Raw genomic sequence first — 14544 nt, forward strand, 5'->3', positions numbered from 1 at the left:
TACATAATGATAGCCCCTTGGAAGTTTCAATGTAAAAATCTTCACATTCAATTTGAAGCAAACTTTTCTGTTAAAGCGCCAAAGCCTGCCCTCTCGCAGGCGCTGCGTGTGTTGCCTACTGATGCTGCGATCAGCAATACCTTTCTTCTGACCATTTCAAAAATGCGTTCAACTTGCTTTACTGATGAAGACTTCATCACAAGTCATGAAGCCATATTAAAAGTCGCCATTACATGGCGCTCTGCTCGTTACTATTTCCCGGTACTTGCCGTAGTCGACGCCCCTCACTCCATCGCGCGCGGAGCATTATTGGGCTACATGAAAGACATTGGCACTGTAGAAATGGAAAACGACCATAGTCAATTTGATTGGAACCGCACGGAAAACTCTATAACCTTAAGTTCCACTGACAACGAGATTGAAGATATCTTATTACTCCCACATCTCACATTTCGGAACTACCGCACCCCTGACGTAGGGGTAAAAGGATTATCGACACTGGATATCCAAGATCACACATGTTCGCCGACCTTGCGATGCACGTCGGCAGTGGTCAACCTTCCCTTTCTGGAAAATTTCGGAATATCACCCATCACGCCGTATAAGCTCGGCAAGTTGTCAGAATCTTTCACGCTGAATGGTTGCAACTATGCATAACATCCTTTTTGTTGGAAAAGGATTGATTACTACTTCACTGGCCGAACGCCTCAGTAGTGCTGACTGGAAAGTTGACTATTACTCTCGGACAGAGACAAGATTGAACTTTATCGATCTGTCGAAATATGACTATATTGTTTCTTGTCTTCCCAACGCAGAAATTTCTACACGCGTCTGGAGCAATATTTTAGCAGTCGCGCTTGCCAGCCATGCATTCCAAACAGTGTTCATTGAACTTTCGACACTCACCTGTGAAGCCATCAAGCAAATAGGAAACTCCTTTAACGACGAACGACTGAATTTTATTGAGGCCCCTTTTACTGGTAGCAAAACAGGATCACTGAAAGGGAGCCTGATATATTTCGCCTATTCGCAAAGGGTAGACACTCAACATGACCCATTCCTTAATACGACCTCTTCGAAAGTCTATACGTTCGACCATATCGGCGCAGCCACTCAATTTAAATTATTCTATAACCTGTGGGGACTGACTGCGCTCGGGCTTTTAGGTCAAATGCTAAGGCTACTGGAGGCGCTGCCTCAGAACGAACTGGCTGCCACGATAATCACTTCACACGATGACTTCTGGATGAACTCAATTGCGCAACAAAAGCTTAATCAAAGCCTGGCACGAAACCATCAGGATATACATTGCAAGTTAAAATATGCAAAAAAGGACATAAAGTACGCCTTGGATGAATTCAGCGATTACAAATTAGACTTGTCTCACTGCCTATTTTCTATTTTAGAGTCGGATCAAAGCATCGGCTATGACGAATTGGATTTCACCGCAATGAGTGAATTATTCAAATGACCGGATTACGCCCGATCACCCGTCAAGCGACAAATACACTGGCGCTAGCTAAATATCCCGGCGCACAACCTCACTGGGTAGCGGATATGGGTTTTGCAACGCCAGACCCCATACTTTCTGCCGTCAGAGAAAGAATTGAAGAGGGGCATTTTTCCTATCCAAACATTCCAAGTTCTGTCTACAAATCCATTCAACAATGGTGCATAAAGCAGTATGATTGGGGCATACGAGAAGAATGGATTGTTATAGTTCCTAATACAATATCGGGTGTTCGAATCTCTATCAAGAGCACATGCCCCCATGGGACCATTGCTGTGCAGTCGCCTAACTACGGCAAGCTGCTTAATTTAAGCAAGGGATTTAATTTTACGCAGTGGGCAATAGCGCTGACCGAGAACAGCAAGCCGTTCACGACTAGCGATCTCGGTCAAATTAGGCGGACCAGGCCATCGGCAATTATTCTCTGCAACCCTACTAATCCGACCGGCATTGTTTCAACCCGAGAGGAGCTTGAAAGGCTAGCATTCAATATCAAAGATCTTGACACAGTCGTTATTTCGGATGAGGCTCACGCGGATATAATTCTCGGTGACTGTCGTCATATTCCAGCGGGATCAATAAAGGGACTGGAAAACAAATCTATTACGCTTCTATCGCCTAGTAAGACTTTTAATTTAGCTGGCATATCCGTAGGCTATGCCGTTATCCCATCCACAACTATTCGCGAGAAGTTTAAAGAGACCCAGGCATTTTTTGCCACCGGTATAAACGCGTTGGGGCTCGTGGCGCTTGAAAGTGCTTACTTCAATTGCTCCAATTGGCTCCAGTCATTGCTGCAGCAGTTGAAGATCAACCAGAACATCATCCAAACTACGCTGCGTCATACGTCCCTTAATTACAGCCCTTCAGAAGCAACCTACCTTGCATGGATTGATACTAGGGCGGCCGACGGGAACGTTTTTGCCAAACTTCTGCAAGCAGGCGTCGCAGTATCCGACGGTCACGAGTTTGGTTCGCCCGGCTGGATCAGATTTAATTTCGCTTGCCCGCAAGATCAGCTGGCGACGGCGACATCCACGTTCTTAGATTTATTCAGGAGTATTAAATGAAAATTCTCATAACTGGAGGCGCCGGCTACATAGGCAGCACAATTTGCTTGGCACTTGCCGACGCCGGGCATCATCCGGTTATCCTTGATGAGCAGCCTTGCCCCACTGAAAAAGCCTCTGGGACGGTTTCATACTATCAAGGTGATATTTCTGACCGACAACTTCTCACGCAGATTGCAAAGGCTCATCCTGACCTTTCCTTGGTCGTTCATTGTGCAGCAAAAATTGACGTCGCCGAATCCATAACACAACCAGACACTTATTATGAAAATAATTTTTCAAAGTCAGTAAGCATGGTCAACCATCTGCTTGATTTGGGCGTCAATAAGTTAATTTTAAGCGGAACTGCAGCTCTTTACAGCGCGGACAATGCACATCGCTTTGACGAGCATTCAAACCCTGTCCCAATGAGTCCCTATGCCAGATCCAAATACTTTCTTGAACTGGCACTCAAAGATATTTCTAACGCAAGGGACTTTCAATTTCTCACTTTCCGATATTTCAACCCCATTGGCAGTGATCACTCATTCAGAACGGGCTTCAGAGGCGACAATAAAAGCAGTCTTTTAAATTCGCTGATCCAATGCGCAGCATCAAGGAAGCCATTTCAAATCAACGGCACTGACTGGAATACTCGGGATGGTTCTACGGTCCGGGACTTTGTGGACGTCGCAGACCTTGCCGCCGCACACGTGCTGGCTGCGCTTGCCTTTAACAACAATAGTTTATCGGTGCCGCTGAACCGGTTTGGAATGCCTGTCATCAACCTGGGTTCCGAGCGAGGCGTTACTGTAGAGGAGTTTGTGCTGGCATTCATGAGTGCCACTAAATCTGAATTGGTCGTAAACAGGGCCGGGCGACGTCCGGGCGACATCATTGGCGGTTATGCATCGAGTAAGCTGGCCCGCGAGTTGTTGGGGTGGGCACCTTCAACCCCACTTCAGACTTCCATTCTTAATTCGATCCGTTGGGCCACCACCTTAAACAAGTAGATTGGGCGTGACCTGGTCGATGCGTGACCAGGCTTCGCCGTCTGTCATGATGGTAAGGAAGTCCGCAACGACGTTCAATTACCCAGAACGATCTGGATCGGCCGCTCAATGCGTATTTCTTCGTGCGTGACCCGTACACCGTAAGCTAAGACTTCAACGCCGGCAGCCTTGGCTTCACGCAATGCGGTGGCATAGCCCGCGTCGATTTCCTCGGCGGGCCGCACCGCATCAACACCCGATAGACACACGCAATACAACTGCACCGCCCGCACACCTTCACGCGCCAGGTAAGCCAGCTCCCGCAGGTGCTTGGCACCGCGTTGGGTCACCGCATCGGGGAACGCCGCCACTGAGCTGCCATCAAAGCCCAACGTGACACTTTTGACTTCGACAAATGCGGCCCCCTGCGGGTATTCCAGGCGAAAATCGATCCGGCTTTTTTCCTGACCGTAAGGCACTTCTCGCTTCAACCCAGTGAAACCGTTGAGCTCAGTGATGACGCCGGCGCGCAATGCCTCCTCGACCAACTGATTGGCGCGTGCCGTGTTGACGCATGCCAGCCGGCCCTGAGGCGTTTCGGCGATTTCCCAGGTGCCTGGCAACTTGCGCTTGGGGTCGGCGGAACGGCTGAACCACACCTGGCCACCTTCAACCATGCAATTGAGCATCGAACCGGTGTTCGGGCAGTGAATGGTGAGCAACTCGCCGGTAACGGTTTCGATATCGGTGAGAAAGCGCTTGTAGCGGCGGATCAGCCGCCCTTCTTCGAGAGGAGGATGAAAACGCATCAGCCTTGCCAGCTCCGCAAGCCACGGGCAATCCGTTCCACCGCTTCTTGTAGCCGATCGAGGTTTTGCGTGTAGGCAAACCGCACGTGATGACCGGCTTGATAACGCCCGAAATCCAGCCCGGGAGTAAACGCTACATATTCTGTCTCCAGGAAATGCCGACAGAACGCGAAGGCATCACCGCCGAACGCGCTGATATCCGCATAGAGATAGAACGCCCCTTCCGGCTCCACGGCGATCCCGAACCCCAACTCGCGCAGAGCCGGCAGCAGGAAGTCACGGCGCCGGCCAAATTCGGCGCGACGCTCCTCCAGAATGCTCAGGGTTTGCGCGGTGAAACAGGCCAACGCCGCATGCTGGGCCATGCTCGGCGCGCTGATGTAGAGGTTTTGCGCCAACTTCTCCAATTCACCGACCGCTTCCGGGGGTGCCACCAGCCAGCCCAGGCGCCAGCCGGTCATGCCGAAATACTTCGAAAAACTATTCAGGACGAAAGCATCGTCATCGACTTCCAGCACGCTCGCGGCGTCTGCGCCGTAGGTGAGGCCGTGATAGATCTCGTCCACCACCAAGTGGCCGTCACGCGCTTTGATGGCGCTCGATAGCCCGGCCAGTTCGTCCCGAGTGAGCATGGTCCCGGTAGGATTGGCCGGGGAGGCAACCAGCGCGCCTACGCTGTCCGGGTTCCAGTGTTCTGCCACCAGGCCCGCAGTCAATTGATAGCGTACGTCCGGTCCCACCGGCACCAACTGCGCCGCGCCCTCGACCAGGCGCAAAAAGTGCCGGTTGCAGGGGTAGCCTGGATCCGCCAGCAGCCAGTGCTTGCCCGGATCCACCAGCAGGCTGCTGGCCAGTAACAGCGCGCCGGAGCCGCCGGGCGTGATCAGAATGCGCTGCGCATCGATGTCCAACCCATAGCGTTGCTGGTAGAAACCGCTGATCGCTTCACGCAACTCGGGCAGCCCACGGGCGGCGGTGTAGCGGGTCTTGCCGTTGGCCAGGGCCGCCTGGCCAGCCTGGATAATCGGTTCGGCGGTGGTGAAGTCCGGCTCGCCGATTTCCAGATGGATCACGTCGCGGCCGGCTGATTGCAGCTCATTGGCCCGCGCCAGTAACGCCATGACATGAAAAGGTTCGATGGCGCGACTGCGCGCACTGTAGGGCTGAGCCATTAGCCTTCCTTAGACGGTGAGGACAAAATCCGGATTCTACCGAACCCTGGCGCTAAAACATGCTCTATTGCCTGCCCGGCCGACTTCACGGCTCGGGCAAGCGCCGGCAAAACGACTAAAATCAACATTCCAGACGCGACATACCCAGCCACGACGGGGCCCTGCAGTTTGCAACCCCGGCGCGACAGGCTCGACAACCGGGAGTGGCGCACCCTGAATCTATCTGGTAAGTTCGCCCGCTTGCAGCCGCAGGGCCGGCAGGTGTCGGTGACGTTGCAATCCTGCGCAATGGATTAGAAGAGTGAGAGGCGGTCTATTCATGTCCACCCAAGAAAAGCAAAGCATCAGCGGCTTCGAACCTTACGTAGAGAAGAAAGGTGAGGAGTACATGGGCGAGCCCATGCGCTTGCACTTCACCAAGATCCTGAACAAGTGGAAACAAGACTTGATGCAGGAGGTTGATCGTACCGTTGACCACATGAAGGACGAAGCCGCCAACTTCCCTGACCCGGCCGACCGTGCCAGCCAGGAAGAAGAGTTCGCCCTCGAACTGCGCGCCCGCGATCGCGAGCGCAAGTTGATCAAGAAGATCGACAAGACCCTGCAACTGATCAAAGACGAAGAATACGGCTGGTGCGAATCCTGCGGCGTCGAGATTGGTATTCGTCGCCTGGAAGCCCGCCCGACCGCGGACCTCTGTGTCGACTGCAAGACCTTGGCCGAAATCAAGGAAAAACAGGTCGGCAAGTAATACCTGCCGAGCTGAACGAATGGGGCGTGCGAACGCCCCATTTTTGTTTCTGGCGTTTACCGATTTTCCAGTAGTATCCGGCCCATGACTGCCTCTACCTATATCGGGCGTTTTGCCCCTACGCCCAGCGGCCATTTGCACTTCGGCTCCCTGGTCGCCGCCCTCGCCTCCTACCTCGACGCCCGCGCCAACCACGGCCGCTGGCTGATGCGCATGGAAGACCTCGATCCGCCCCGGGAAGAACCCGGCGCCCAGGCGGCAATTCTGCATGCCCTTGAGAGCTACGGCTTTGAATGGGACGGCGAACAGGTCCGGCAAAGCGAGCGACACGAGGCCTACGCCAAGGTACTGAACGACCTGTTCAACCACGGCCTGGCCTACGCCTGCACCTGCTCGCGCAAACAGCTGGAGCCCTACAACGGGATTTACCCCGGACTTTGCCGCAATGCTGGCCACGACCAGCAAGATGCCGCTATCCGTCTGCGTGTACCCGAGCTCGAATATCATTTTACCGACCGGGTACAGGGCCAATTCCGACAGCACCTGGGGCGTGATGCGGGCGACTTCATCATCCGCCGCCGCGACGGCCTGTACGCCTATCAATTGGCCGTGGTGCTGGATGACGCCTGGCAAGGGGTTACCGACATCGTGCGCGGTGCCGACCTGCTCGATTCCACGCCCCGCCAGCTTTACCTGCAGGAATTGCTCGGCCTGCGCCAGCCGCGCTATCTGCATGTGCCGCTGATCGTCCAGCCCGACGGTAACAAACTGGGCAAATCGTACCGTTCGCCACCGCTGACCGCGGACCAGGCCACGCCGTTGCTGCTCAGAGCACTGCGCGCCCTCGGTCAGCCGGTCGTAGACGAACTGCTTTACGCAAGCCCACGGGAACTGCTGGATTGGGGCATCCAGCAGTGGGATGCCACACTGATCCCGCGCACACTCACGCTGGCCGAAGCGCAATTGAGCTGAAGGCGCTTGCAGCTTGCCGGGCATCCGTTACCATCGCCGCAGTTTTTCAATCAGAGGCCAACATGTACATCTATCGATTGGTCCTGCTGCTGGTCGTCGGGATCTACCTGTTTTCCCCCGCCATCATGGATTGGTGGATCGACGCCACGGGCGCCTGGTACCGCCCTTATCTGCTGTGGCTGATCCTGATCGTCGTGACTTTCATCCTGCAGAGCCAAAAAGATGCCGATGAGCTTTAGCCTCACCCAGATGCTGCTGATCAGCGCCGCCTACCTGGCGGCGTTGTTCGGCGTCGCCTGGATCAGTGAGCGCGGAATGATTCCGCGGGCGATCATTCGCCATCCCTTGACCTACACCTTGTCCCTGGGCGTGTACGCCAGCGCCTGGGCGTTCTACGGTACGGTGGGCCTGGCCTATCAATACGGCTATGGCTTCCTTTCCAGCTACCTCGGGGTGTCCGGCGCGTTCCTCCTGGCGCCGGTGCTGCTGTACCCGATCCTGAAAATCACGCGTACCTATCAGTTGTCCTCCCTGGCGGACCTGTTTGCCTTTCGCTTTCGCAGCACCTGGGCCGGTGCGCTCACCACGATTTTCATGTTGATCGGCGTGCTGCCGTTGTTGGCCCTGCAGATCCAGGCAGTGGCCGACTCCATCAGCATCCTCACCCGCGAGCCCGTGCAACATCGCGTTGCCCTGGCCTTCTGCGCCTTGATCAGCCTGTTCACGATTTTCTTCGGCTCACGCCATATCGCCACCCGCGAAAAACACCAGGGCCTGGTGTTCGCGATTGCCTTCGAGTCGGTGATCAAGTTGATTGCCATCGGCGGTGTCGGCCTTTACGCGCTTTACGGCGTGTTCGACGGCCCGCAACAGTTGGAATTGTGGTTGCTGCAAAACCAGACCGCCCTGGCCGCGCTGCACACGCCGCTGCAGGAAGGCCCGTGGCGAACACTGCTGCTGGTGTTCTTCGCGTCGGCGATCGTGATGCCGCACATGTACCACATGACCTTCACCGAGAACCTCAACCCACGTTCGCTGGTCAGCGCCAGCTGGGGTTTGCCGCTGTTCCTGCTGTTGATGAGCCTGGCGGTGCCGCTGATCCTCTGGGCCGGCCTGAAACTGGGGGCCACCACCAACCCCGAGTATTTCACCCTGGGCATCGGTATCGCGGCCAACAGCCCGGCCCTGGCGCTGCTGGCGTATGTCGGCGGTTTGTCCGCGGCCAGCGGCCTGATCATTGTCACCACGCTGGCCCTCTCCGGAATGGCGCTTAACCACCTGGTGCTGCCGCTGTACCAGCCACCGGCCGAGGGCAATATCTACCGCTGGTTGAAATGGACACGTCGCGCGCTGATCGTCGCCATCATCATGGCCGGCTACGCCTTCTATCTGCTGCTGGGTGCCGGACAGGACCTGGCCAACCTCGGCATCGTGGCTTTTGTCGCCACCTTGCAGTTCCTGCCGGGCGTGCTGTCGGTACTGTACTGGCCCACCGCCAATCGCCGTGGCTTCATCGCCGGGTTGCTGGCGGGCATCCTGGTGTGGCTGGTCACTATGTTGCTACCACTGGTCGGCAACCTGCAGGGGTTCTATATCCCCTTGCTGAACATGATTTACGTGCTGGACGACACCAGCTGGCACATGGCCGCGATCGCCTCGCTGGCCGCCAACGTGCTGATGTTCACGCTGATCTCGTTGTTCACCAATGCCAGCCCCGAAGAAATCAGCGCCGCCGAAGCCTGCGCAGTGGACAACGTGCGCCGCCCGCAACGCCGCGAGCTGCACGCGGCCTCGCCCCAGGAATTCGCCACGCAACTGGCCAAGCCACTCGGTGCCAAGGCCGCGCAAAAGGAAGTCGAGCAGGCCTTGCGCGATTTGTACCTGCCGTTCGACGAGCGCCGGCCCTATGCCCTGCGGCGTTTGCGTGACCGTATCGAAGCCAACCTGTCGGGGCTGATGGGCCCCAGCGTGTCCCAGGACATGGTGGAAACCTTCCTGCCCTACAAGGCGGGCGGCGAGAACTACGTGACCGAAGACATCCACTTCATCGAAAGCCGGCTCGAGGACTACCACTCGCGCCTCACCGGCCTGGCCGCCGAACTCGATGCCCTGCGCCGTTATCACCGCCAGACCCTGCAGGAACTGCCGATGGGCGTGTGTTCCCTGGCCAAGGACCAGGAAATCCTGATGTGGAACAAGGCCATGGAAGAGCTTACCGGTATCGCCGCGCAACGCGTGGTCGGCTCTCGCCTCAATACCCTGGGCGACCCCTGGAAAGAACTGCTCCAGGGCTTTATCAACCTGCCCGACGAGCATTTGCACAAGCAGCACCTGGCCCTCGACGGCCAGACCCGCTGGCTGAACTTGCACAAGGCCGCCATTGACGAGCCCCTCGCACCCGGTAACAGCGGCCTGGTGTTACTGGTCGAAGACCTCACCGACACGCAGATGCTCGAAGACAAGCTGGTGCACTCCGAGCGCCTGGCCAGCATCGGTCGCCTGGCCGCTGGCGTGGCTCACGAGATCGGCAACCCGATCACCGGTATCGCCTGCCTGGCGCAGAACCTGCGGGAAGAACGTGAGGAAGACGATGAAATCACCGAGATCAGCGGGCAAATCCTTGAGCAGACCAAGCGCGTGTCGCGCATCGTGCAGTCACTGATGAGCTTCGCCCACTCCGGCGCCCACCAGAATCAGGACGAAGCGGTATGCCTGGCCGAAGTGGCGCAGGATGCCATTGGGCTGCTGGCCTTGAACCGGCGCAATTTCGAAGTACAGTTCTTTAACTTGTGCGACCCGGACCATTGGGTCGATGGCGACTCGCAACGCCTGGCCCAGGTCCTGATCAACCTGCTGTCCAACGCCCGCGACGCATCCCCCCCGCACAGTGCAGTCCGCGTCAAGAGCGAGGCTTTCGAGCACACGGTCGACCTGATCGTGGAAGACGAAGGCAGCGGCATTCCACAGAACATCATGGACCGATTGTTCGAACCATTCTTCACCACCAAGGACCCGGGTGAAGGTACCGGTCTGGGCCTTGCACTGGTCTATTCCATCGTTGAAGAGCATTATGGACAAATCACCATCGACAGCCCGGCTGACACCGAAAGCCAACGCGGCACCCGTATTCGGGTGACCTTGCCGCGTCATGTCGAAGCGACGTCCGCTGTGAACTGAGACCGTCGAGAGAATTGAATCAATGCCGCACATTTTGATCGTCGAAGACGAAACCATTATCCGCTCTGCCTTGCGTCGCCTGCTTGAACGTAATCAGTACCAGGTCAGCGAAGCCGGCTCGGTGCAGGAAGCCCAGGAGCGGTTCAGCATTCCCACGTTCGACCTGATCGTCAGCGACCTGCGTCTGCCGGGCGCACCGGGTACCGAATTGATCAAGCTCGGCCAGGGCACGCCGGTGCTGATCATGACCAGCTACGCCAGCCTGCGCTCGGCGGTGGACTCGATGAAGATGGGCGCGGTGGACTACATCGCCAAGCCTTTTGACCACGACGAGATGCTTCAGGCAGTGGCGCGCATCCTGCGTGACCGCCAGTCGGCCAGCAATGCGCCGGTCGAACAACGCCCGGCAGGCAAAGCTGCCGACAAACCGGGCGTCGACAACAGCAACGGCGAGATCGGCATCATTGGTTCCTGCCCGCCCATGCAGGACCTTTACAGCAAGATCCGCAAGGTCGCGCCGACCGACTCCAATGTATTGATCCAGGGCGAGTCGGGCACCGGCAAGGAACTGGTGGCCCGCGCCCTGCATAACCTGTCCAGGCGCGCCAAGGCACCGATGATTTCGGTAAACTGCGCGGCAATCCCCGAATCCTTGATCGAGTCCGAATTGTTCGGCCACGAAAAAGGCGCGTTCACCGGTGCCAGCGCCGGGCGCGCGGGCCTGGTCGAAGCGGCCGATGGCGGCACGCTGTTCCTCGACGAGATCGGCGAGCTGCCCCTGGAAGCCCAGGCGCGCTTGTTGCGCGTGTTGCAGGAAGGCGAAATTCGCCGGGTCGGGTCGGTGCAATCGCAAAAGGTCGATGTACGTCTGATAGCCGCGACGCACCGTGACCTCAAGAGCCTGGCCAAAATCGGCCAATTCCGCGAAGACTTGTATTACCGCTTGCACGTGATTGCGCTCAAGCTGCCGGCACTGCGTGAGCGGGGCGCCGACGTCAACGAAATCGCCCAGGCGTTCCTGCTGCGCCAGAGCGCACGCATCAACCGTACCGACCTGACATTTGCGCCCGACGCGGAGCAGGCGATCCGGCATTACTCATGGCCGGGCAACGTGCGCGAACTGGAAAACGCCGTCGAGCGTGCGGTCATCCTGTCGGAAAGCCCGGAAATATCCGCCGAGCTGCTGGGCATCGATATCGAACTCAGCGATCTGGACGACGACGACTTCATCGGCCTGGCGCCGCAACAGGGCGCGGGCAGCAATACCAGCCACGAGCCGACGGAAGATTTGTCCCTGGAAGACTACTTCCAGCATTTCGTCCTCGAGCACCAGGACCACATGACCGAGACCGAACTGGCACGCAAGCTGGGCGTGAGCCGCAAGTGCCTGTGGGAACGTCGCCAGCGCCTGGGCATTCCACGGCGCAAGACCGGCGTCGCCAGCGAAAGTTGAGGGGCCGCGCCACAGGTAACACGTGCAGATGTGAAAAAACTGTTACCGCGGATATTTCGCGTAACAAAAGCCGGGGCTTACGGTAACGAAGCCCCGGCTTTTTTTGGTCCCTCAAAAACCCGAATCGGACTCAAACCCCCGGTTTTACTGGTCGACGCTAAAGTTGGCACGCCCCCTGCTATATGCTTAGTACAAAAACAATAACAAGCTTTGTACAAGACAATAAAAATAAGACGAATCGACTCACGCATAACAAAAACAACACGGCGGAGGCGCAGCTAACTGATTCTTTTGGAGAGGCGTTGCATTTGGGGCTTGCCCCGCAACCAGGCCGAGAACAACAAAAACTGCCCTAAGGCAGAGCCTGAACTGGTTGGATCGTAGATCAGCAACACAGCGACCAAAGCAATCCGTTTGCTCTTGGCTCCCGATTGGGAGTGTCATGAAGGTGAAGCTTCATGACGAGGGCGATCAACAAAAACAAGAAGCCCGAAATCAATAATAAAAATAGAGCACGCAACTACTTCTGGGGGAGCTTCGGCTCCCCTTGTAGTTTCCGACAGATTGCCCCTGGATTGGCCCTCAAACGCTTTTGGCGCAACGCCCGCAGCTTGTTCCTACACCATCCCCTGACTAAATGCTAGAATCCCGGCCCATCATGCGGTCATTCTTCGTTATGGCCGAACATTCCTTCAAACAGTGCATCCCATGCTGAAGAAGTTGTTCCAGTCATTCCGTTCTCCCTTGCGTCGTACGCAACACATTCGCAGCACGCCTGAAGTGCTTAACAGCAATCAGCATTCATTGCAGCGCGCTCAATTCAGCCGTTACGCAGTGAACATCGTCGAACGTTTGCAGAACGCCGGCTACCAGGCCTACCTGGTGGGCGGGTGCGTACGCGACATGCTGCTCAATATCACGCCGAAGGATTTCGACGTTGCCACCAGCGCCACACCTGAACAGGTGCGTGCCGAATTTCGCAATGCGCGGATCATCGGGCGCCGCTTCAAGCTGGTGCATATCCACTTCGGTCGCGAAATCATCGAGGTCGCGACGTTCCGCGCCGGCCATCCGCAAAACGATGAAGAGGAAGACACCAACCAGTCTTCCCGCAACGAAAGCGGACGCATCCTGCGCGACAATGTCTACGGCACCCTGGAAGAAGACGCGCAACGCCGCGACTTCACCATCAATGCCCTGTATTACGATCCGGTCAGCGAGCGCATCCTCGATTACGCCAACGGCGTACACGACATCCGCAACAACCTGATCCGCTTGATCGGCGACCCGACGCAGCGCTACCAGGAAGACCCGGTGCGCATGCTGCGCGCGGTGCGGTTCGCCGCCAAGCTGAACTTCGGCATCGAGAAACACACAGCCGCGCCGATTCGCGAACTGGCACCGATGCTGCGGGAAATTCCGTCGGCACGCTTGTTTGAAGAAGTGCTCAAGCTGTTCCTCTCGGGCTATGCGGCCGACACCTTTGAAATGCTCGTCGACCTGCAATTGTTCGATCCACTGTTCCCGGCCAGCGCCGAGGCCCTGGAATACAACCCGACGTACACCCACACCCTGATCAGCGAAGCCTTGATCAACACCGACTTGCGCATCAAACAGAACAAGCCGGTCACCCCGGCCTTCCTGTTTGCCGCGCTGTTGTGGCCGGCCCTGCCCAAACGCGTACTGCGCTTGCAGGATCGCGGCATGCCGCCGATCCCAGCCATGCAGGAAGCCGCCCACGAATTGATCAGCGAGCAGTGCCAGCGCATCGCCATTCCGAAGCGTTTCACCTTGCCGATCCGCGAGATTTGGGACATGCAGGAGCGCCTGCCGCGCCGCAGCGGCAAACGCGCCGACCTGTTGCTGGACAATCCGCGCTTCCGCGCCGGCTACGACTTCCTGTTGCTGCGCGAAAGCGCCGGCGAGCAGACCGACGGCCTGGGCGAATGGTGGACCGACTACCAGGACGCCAATGATAGCCATCGCCGCGAGATGATTCGTGAACTCGGCAGTAAAGGCGAAAGCACCGGCGACGGGCCGAAAAAGCGTCGCCGCAGTTCCAGCAAGCGCAAACGCAGCGCCGCCGATGCCTCAGGCGCAACAGGCGAATAAACGTGGAACGTATCTACATCGGCATGGGCAGTAACCTGGCTGCCCCGCAACAGCAATTGCGCAACGCTATCGAAGCTTTGGCGCAATTGCCCGGCACTGCTCTGGCCGGTGTATCCGCCTTCTATCAAAGTGACTCCCTGCTCCCCGGCCAACCGCGCTACACCAACGCGGTGGCGGCCCTGGACAGCGACCTTGCGCCGCTCGACCTGCTCGACGCGCTGCAAGCCATCGAAAACGATCAGGGTCGCCAGCGCCTCGAGCGTTGGGGGCCACGCACGCTGGACCTGGATATCCTGCTCTTCGGTGATCGCCTGATCGACGAGCCGCGCCTCAAAGTGCCGCATTACCAGATGCATTTGCGGGCGTTTGTGCTTTATCCGCTGGCCGAGCTGGCGCCTGCCGATCTGCAACTGCCTGACGGGCAAAGCCTCAGCGGCCTGCTTAAGGCCTGCCCATTTGTCGGGCTGGAACGCTTACATCAAGAATGACTCGGTCAATGTGGGAGCTGGCTTGCCTGCGATACAGGCGACTCGGTGTATCTGACGTA

General features: G+C 57.2%; 13 protein-coding genes. 11 read left to right on the top strand and 2 right to left on the bottom strand.

What is annotated here, in order from left to right:
* Window positions 1–6: 6 nt before the first annotated feature.
* The 4 genes from CIB54_RS27270 to CIB54_RS08560 are packed head-to-tail and all read left to right on the top strand — an operon-like array spanning window position 7 to window position 3572.
* A complete protein-coding gene (locus tag CIB54_RS27270) occupies window positions 7–657 on the top strand; it encodes an acetoacetate decarboxylase family protein (protein WP_137200417.1) in 651 nt (216 codons plus the stop codon).
* Window positions 650–1471, top strand: a complete 822-nt coding sequence (locus tag CIB54_RS08550; RefSeq protein ID WP_157829699.1) for an NAD(P)-binding domain-containing protein — start codon at window positions 650–652, stop codon at window positions 1469–1471. The genes CIB54_RS27270 and CIB54_RS08550 overlap by 8 nt, the downstream gene beginning before the upstream one ends.
* The gene (locus tag CIB54_RS08555) at window positions 1468–2580 is read left to right on the top strand and encodes an aminotransferase class I/II-fold pyridoxal phosphate-dependent enzyme (protein WP_101219510.1); all 1113 of its coding nucleotides are present in this window, start codon (window positions 1468–1470) and stop codon (window positions 2578–2580) included. The genes CIB54_RS08550 and CIB54_RS08555 overlap by 4 nt, the downstream gene beginning before the upstream one ends.
* Entirely contained in the window at window positions 2577–3572 is a 996-nt protein-coding gene (locus CIB54_RS08560) for an NAD-dependent epimerase/dehydratase family protein (RefSeq protein WP_065952195.1), read from the top strand. Before CIB54_RS08555 ends, CIB54_RS08560 begins: the two co-directional genes overlap by 4 nt.
* A 74-nt stretch (window positions 3573–3646) precedes the next feature.
* On the opposite strand, the gene sfsA is transcribed toward CIB54_RS08560, so the two are convergent.
* Together sfsA and CIB54_RS08570 are read right to left on the bottom strand one after the other, a co-directional pair.
* Window positions 3647–4360 (bottom strand): DNA/RNA nuclease SfsA, encoded by a 714-nt coding sequence (gene sfsA, locus CIB54_RS08565; protein ID WP_065952194.1) that lies wholly within the window; start codon window positions 4358–4360, stop codon window positions 3647–3649.
* The gene (locus CIB54_RS08570; RefSeq protein WP_101219512.1) at window positions 4360–5532 is read right to left on the bottom strand and encodes a pyridoxal phosphate-dependent aminotransferase; all 1173 of its coding nucleotides are present in this window, start codon (window positions 5530–5532) and stop codon (window positions 4360–4362) included. The genes sfsA and CIB54_RS08570 overlap by 1 nt, the downstream gene beginning before the upstream one ends.
* Window positions 5533–5851: 319 nt before the next feature.
* Here CIB54_RS08570 and dksA point away from each other — a divergent pair, with 319 nt between their 5' ends.
* The 7 genes from dksA (at window position 5852) to folK (ending at window position 14485) form a co-directional block, all read left to right on the top strand.
* Window positions 5852–6283 (top strand): RNA polymerase-binding protein DksA, encoded by a 432-nt coding sequence (gene dksA, locus CIB54_RS08575; protein WP_065883968.1) that lies wholly within the window; start codon window positions 5852–5854, stop codon window positions 6281–6283.
* Between the two features lie 84 nt (window positions 6284–6367).
* Window positions 6368–7255 carry a tRNA glutamyl-Q(34) synthetase GluQRS gene (gene gluQRS / locus CIB54_RS08580; RefSeq protein ID WP_101219514.1) on the top strand — a complete coding sequence of 296 codons (888 nt, stop codon included), beginning with the start codon at window positions 6368–6370 and terminating at the stop codon, window positions 7253–7255.
* Window positions 7256–7317: 62 nt separating this feature from the next.
* A complete protein-coding gene (locus tag CIB54_RS08585; RefSeq protein ID WP_003176118.1) occupies window positions 7318–7494 on the top strand; it encodes a hypothetical protein in 177 nt (58 codons plus the stop codon).
* Window positions 7478–10432: a sensor histidine kinase gene (locus CIB54_RS08590; protein WP_162515427.1), complete on the top strand. Its 2955-nt coding sequence runs from the start codon at window positions 7478–7480 to the stop codon at window positions 10430–10432. Before CIB54_RS08585 ends, CIB54_RS08590 begins: the two co-directional genes overlap by 17 nt.
* 22 nt (window positions 10433–10454) lie before the next feature.
* Window positions 10455–11885 (top strand): sigma-54-dependent transcriptional regulator, encoded by a 1431-nt coding sequence (locus CIB54_RS08595; RefSeq protein WP_101219515.1) that lies wholly within the window; start codon window positions 10455–10457, stop codon window positions 11883–11885.
* A 708-nt stretch (window positions 11886–12593) separates the two neighbouring features.
* Entirely contained in the window at window positions 12594–13997 is a 1404-nt protein-coding gene (locus CIB54_RS08605; protein ID WP_101219517.1) for a polynucleotide adenylyltransferase PcnB, read from the top strand.
* Between the two features lie 2 nt (window positions 13998–13999).
* Window positions 14000–14485 carry a 2-amino-4-hydroxy-6-hydroxymethyldihydropteridine diphosphokinase gene (gene folK / locus CIB54_RS08610; protein ID WP_101219519.1) on the top strand — a complete coding sequence of 162 codons (486 nt, stop codon included), beginning with the start codon at window positions 14000–14002 and terminating at the stop codon, window positions 14483–14485.
* Window positions 14486–14544: the final 59 nt, after the last annotated feature.

This window comes from Pseudomonas fluorescens, assembly GCF_002837185.1.
GTDB classification, from domain to species: Bacteria; Pseudomonadota; Gammaproteobacteria; order Pseudomonadales; family Pseudomonadaceae; genus Aquipseudomonas; species Aquipseudomonas fluorescens_AM.

Coding starts and splice junctions, on each gene's coding strand:
- CIB54_RS08555 (WP_101219510.1), top strand. CDS start 1,468: ATGACCGGATTACGCCCGATCACCCGTCAAGCGACAAATACACTGGCG.
- sfsA (WP_065952194.1), bottom strand. CDS start 4,360: ATGCGTTTTCATCCTCCTCTCGAAGAAGGGCGGCTGATCCGCCGCTAC.
- dksA (WP_065883968.1), top strand. CDS start 5,852: ATGTCCACCCAAGAAAAGCAAAGCATCAGCGGCTTCGAACCTTACGTA.
- CIB54_RS08550 (WP_157829699.1), top strand. CDS start 650: ATGCATAACATCCTTTTTGTTGGAAAAGGATTGATTACTACTTCACTG.
- gluQRS (WP_101219514.1), top strand. CDS start 6,368: ATGACTGCCTCTACCTATATCGGGCGTTTTGCCCCTACGCCCAGCGGC.
- CIB54_RS27270 (WP_137200417.1), top strand. CDS start 7: ATGATAGCCCCTTGGAAGTTTCAATGTAAAAATCTTCACATTCAATTT.
- CIB54_RS08585 (WP_003176118.1), top strand. CDS start 7,318: ATGTACATCTATCGATTGGTCCTGCTGCTGGTCGTCGGGATCTACCTG.
- CIB54_RS08590 (WP_162515427.1), top strand. CDS start 7,478: ATGCCGATGAGCTTTAGCCTCACCCAGATGCTGCTGATCAGCGCCGCC.
- CIB54_RS08595 (WP_101219515.1), top strand. CDS start 10,455: ATGCCGCACATTTTGATCGTCGAAGACGAAACCATTATCCGCTCTGCC.
- CIB54_RS08560 (WP_065952195.1), top strand. CDS start 2,577: ATGAAAATTCTCATAACTGGAGGCGCCGGCTACATAGGCAGCACAATT.
- CIB54_RS08570 (WP_101219512.1), bottom strand. CDS start 5,532: ATGGCTCAGCCCTACAGTGCGCGCAGTCGCGCCATCGAACCTTTTCAT.
- CIB54_RS08605 (WP_101219517.1), top strand. CDS start 12,594: ATGCTGAAGAAGTTGTTCCAGTCATTCCGTTCTCCCTTGCGTCGTACG.